This is a genomic window from Acinetobacter sp. L-24, assembly GCF_056857555.1.
On the sequence record NZ_JBSXNI010000016.1, the window covers coordinates 1 to 4,290 of the forward strand.

At 38.9% G+C, this 4,290-nt stretch carries 4 protein-coding genes; all 4 read right to left on the reverse strand.

Annotation, left to right across the window (positions count from 1 at the left end; all coding sequences use genetic code 11):
* Positions 1-265: 265 nt before the first annotated feature.
* A complete protein-coding gene (locus tag AC13CK_RS00745; protein WP_004668309.1) occupies positions 266-1,210 on the reverse strand; it encodes a copper resistance protein B in 945 nt (314 codons plus the stop codon).
* Positions 1,197-1,535: a hypothetical protein gene (locus AC13CK_RS00750; protein WP_004897649.1), complete on the reverse strand. Its 339-nt coding sequence runs from the start codon at positions 1,533-1,535 to the stop codon at positions 1,197-1,199. Before AC13CK_RS00750 ends, AC13CK_RS00745 begins: the two co-directional genes overlap by 14 nt.
* Positions 1,522-3,333 (reverse strand): copper resistance system multicopper oxidase, encoded by a 1,812-nt coding sequence (locus AC13CK_RS00755; protein WP_034583971.1) that lies wholly within the window; start codon positions 3,331-3,333, stop codon positions 1,522-1,524. Before AC13CK_RS00755 ends, AC13CK_RS00750 begins: the two co-directional genes overlap by 14 nt.
* Before the next feature lie 708 nt (positions 3,334-4,041).
* A partial coding sequence (locus tag AC13CK_RS00760; RefSeq protein ID WP_159154207.1) for a DDE-type integrase/transposase/recombinase occupies positions 4,042-4,290 on the reverse strand: 249 nt, incomplete at its 5' end.

Genomic DNA, 4,290 nt, shown 5'->3' on the forward strand with positions numbered 1-4,290 from the left:
GACCGACAATCGTTTAAGTTCTTTATCCGACATAGACACCAACATATCAAACCGTCCGCTTCAATAATCGCAAAAGTGCATATTCTAAAAGCGGACATTTTTACTTTGGAGAAACCGGACATTTCTATTTTGGGCTTACAAAGTCGACTTCACATAATCGCCATTATGTTAAATGGAAGGAAGCAAAATAAGTTAACATTTTGCTTCCGGCCACACTAAGCTAGAGTTTTATTTAAATAAAGCTATTTAGTAATCATTAAATTAATTAAAATCTAAATCTAACACCAGCTCCATATAACCAACCTTTCTCAGAGTTTGATTCTATTTGCCACGACGTTTCATCATTACCTTTTGAATACTCATAGGCAATGTCGATATACGGCATGATCTTTTTACTGATTTCATAGCGAGTTTCAAACCCTGCGGTTGCACTGCTTAAACCAGTTTTTTTCGCATATTTAGAGTCATCACTAAAGATAGCATCCAACTCTAAATAAGGTTGAATAATCAACTTTTGCGTAATCAGAAAATCACGTTCCGTTTCTAGGCTAAAGCCCGCATAATTGTCTTCTCCCGCATAGAGATAAGCATCAGTTTCAAAGAAATATGGCGCCATACCATGTAAGCCAATCACCGCATCAACATTTTCTTCGGTGTCTTTGCGATGATCATTGAGTTCAACTTTTTCACTACGATAACGTGCACCAATCTGTGCATCCCAAAAGTCTGAAATCATACGGCTATATAAAAGTTTGGCATCATAATGTGCATCATGCGATTCTTCTTTATCGGCATGAATTTTAATAAAAACCTTATTTTCATCTGTGCCAATACGGGTTTCAAACTCTGACTTTAAATCACCTGTGCCATCTTCATTGACAAGCCACTTATTGTCCACTGTCGTAATCGCATAAATTTGCGCACCGTGTTCTGAGCGATGATCATAATGCGAACTCTGCTGAGCATTCGCATCTGGTACATGATGTAAATGATTAACCGTAGATGTTGCCTGATGTTGTGCCTGATTCATTTGGCTATGGTTCATTTGAGAGCGATCCATTTGCATCGGCTGATTTTGACTAGAAGATGTAGCAACTGTCATTTTTTCAGGCGCACTATGATCTTCACCATTATGTGCCAAACTCACTGCACTGACCATCAACAAAGAGCTTGCTAAAACAGTTTTAGAAAAAAGATTAATGGTGCGCATGTTGATCTCCTTTCTGTACTTTTTGATCTTGCTGTTTCTCTGTTGATTTGTGATGCATTGGCTGATGACCTGCATGTTGATGGTTCATCGGTGCTGAATGTGCAGCATGATTCATTTTCCCCATCATCTGCATGTGTTGTGCATGCTCTTGTGGAGAATGCTGTGAATGATCCATCTCAGACATCGCTTGATGATTCATTGATGGTACATTTTTTCCATCAGTCTGAGCAGTTGAATGATGCCCTTCGTGCGCCAAACTTAAGCTTGTTAAACTCAATACCGCAACAGAAAAAAACGCTTTAAATACAAAATTAGTGATGTGCATGTCCAGCTCCTTTTTGCTCAGTTACTTGGTGAGTTTGAGTCGAATTTGTACCTTGAATTGGCGTTGTAGACACTTGTTCATCGCTAACATTTGCCACGATCAACTTGTTCATCATTCCTGCACTCATGTGATACAACAAATGACAATGGATTGCCCATTCGCCCAACTCATCCGCAGTTAATAAAGCAGTCACTGTTTTACCCGGTGGTACAATCAATGTGTGTTTATTCGGCATATCTACCGACTCTTGACCATTCTCCAACTGCATAAACATGCCATGTAAATGCATGGGGTGCGCCATCATACTGTCATTAATAAATTTGATACGGATACGCTCGCCATACTTCACTTTTAATGGCTCAGCATCGCTGAATTTTTTACCGTTAATCGTCCAAATATAACGCTCCATAGTACCGCCCAAACGCACTACTAATTCACTGCTAGCTTCACGAGTATCTTTTTGCGGTTCTAAAGATTTTAAATCACTATATTGCAAGGCTTTATTGCCCGCAGGTGTAGATGCATTTGCCCAACCATAAACCACTTGATCATTTTCTTGTGGTTTTGCTGTGCCATGCTGTGAATGATCCATTTTCGAGTGATCCATGCCTTGCATATCGCCATGGTTCATTTTTGAATGATCCATTTTCGAGTGATCCATGCCTTGCATATTGCCGTGGTTCATTTTCGAATGATCCATTCCTGCATGATCACCGCCACCATGTCCCATATCTTCCATGGTCAAAAGTGAGCGTGGACGTGGTGCAGGCATATGAATGCCATGTGTCATAGGATTTAATTCATTGTGCAGTGTACCAATCGCATAGCCTGCACGGTCAATTGACTCAGCTTCAATTTGATAATGTCCGCCTTTGGGCTCCACAATCACATCATAAGTTTCAGCTGTGCCAATACGAAACTCATCCACAGCAACAGGTTTTACAGGCTGACCATCAGCACTGACCACAGTCATTTTCAAGTTAGGAATACGGACATCGTAGAAAGACATCGCAGATGCATTCACAAAACGTAGGCGAATTTTTTCATTCGGTTTAAACATTCCTGTCCAATTTTGTTCAGGTGTTTTGCCATTAATGAGGAAGGTATAACCTGTAACATCCGACATGTCGGTTTTTAGCATACGCATCTGATTCCACATTTTGCGGTCAGACCATGTCGCTTTTATGCCATCACGTTTAACCTGCTTCCAAACATCACCCAAGGTTTCACGCTGATCTTGATAATATTCAGCTGAAATTTTAAGATCTTTCTGAATTTGATCACTGGTTTTTTCATGAAAATCTGACAACATCACCACATAGTCACGTTCAGCTTTTTCATGTGCTGCCAATGGTGTTTTACCTTTTGGATAAATCACAAAAGAACCATATAAGCCGTCCTGTTCCTGTCCTTTAGAATGAGCGTGATACCAATAAGTCCCGCTTTGGCGAATCTTGAATTTATAAACATACTCGCTTTGAGGCTTAATACCGTTAAAACCATTAAATCCCGGTACACCATCCATAATGCCCGGCAACAACAGTCCGTGCCAATGAATAGAAGAATCTTGGTTTTTTAAATTATTTTTCACGCGAATGATGGCTTCATCACCCTCTTCAAACTCAAGCAAAGGCGCAGGAAATTGACCATTTACGGTAATGCGCTTTACAGGCTTTCCAGTTGGGCTGACCACTGCTTCATCAATAACAAGCTGATATTCACGCACTTCGGCAAAAACCAAAGGCGACGATGCAAAACAAATACCTGCTAATAGGTACGAACTAATTTTATGAGACATAACTTAACCTTAATTTTTGAAAAATAAATAAATTTTAAAAAAATTGGTTAAGTTTTAGGAGGACGTGAAATTTCTTGCCAATACCCATTTAGATATTGGTTGGGGTAATAAAAATTAGGCTGATCTATAGAATAGAAGGTATCTAGGGGATCTAGCGAGCTTTGCAAAGAATGAAGACATGAGATCTGTGTCTGGCAGGATAAGCTAGAACATTCCTGACACTTTTTGTGATCTATATTCTGATTAAGAGCTAAATGATTATGGCAATCGGTATTCGTCTGTACTTCGTGATTAATACCATGTTGAGTGACTTGCTGTGCTTGATCTAAACAATGATCTTGGCTCATTTCAGTTTGCATATTGATATGCATTATCTTTACTGATGCAACAGACACACTACTCCATCCTATGGCAAAAACCATAAGAAAACAAAACCAAAGTTTTTTGGAGAGATGAGTCAACACGAATGCTATCTAGGAATAGAATTTAATCCAAAATATCTTAACGGAATTTCAAATATTTACAACCCAATATAATTTAGTAGTTTCTCTAAAAATAACATAATACACCTTATACGAAATTCTCTTTATTTATCTTTAAATTTCAGTGTCGTATGTCGATTTAAAAAGCCCAACCATCTCCGATTGGGCTTTTTTGGCACTGTTGCAAATAGAGATTTGAGTCGATGAAGTTCCTTTTTAAAAGTGCTTAGAGACCGAAAACCCTGTTGATTAGACACACTTCACCTTGAGGCTGACCATAATAAAATGACGATGCTTGTCCTTTACGTAGTGCACGCATGACTTCAATACCTTTAATTGTGGCATAAGCCGTCTTCATAGATTTGAATCCTAATGTGGCCCTGATGATCCGCTTTAACTTACCATGATCACATTCAATGACATTATTTTTATACTTAATCTGCCTGTGCTCAATATCTACTGGACATTTTCCTTC

Bases quoted from the DNA above. Each gene is read 5' to 3' on its own strand.
- AC13CK_RS00745 (WP_004668309.1), bottom strand. From the start codon at position 1,210: ATGCGCACCATTAATCTTTTTTCTAAAACTGTTTTAGCAAGCTCTTTG.
- AC13CK_RS00750 (WP_004897649.1), bottom strand. From the start codon at position 1,535: ATGCACATCACTAATTTTGTATTTAAAGCGTTTTTTTCTGTTGCGGTA.
- AC13CK_RS00755 (WP_034583971.1), bottom strand. From the start codon at position 3,333: ATGTCTCATAAAATTAGTTCGTACCTATTAGCAGGTATTTGTTTTGCA.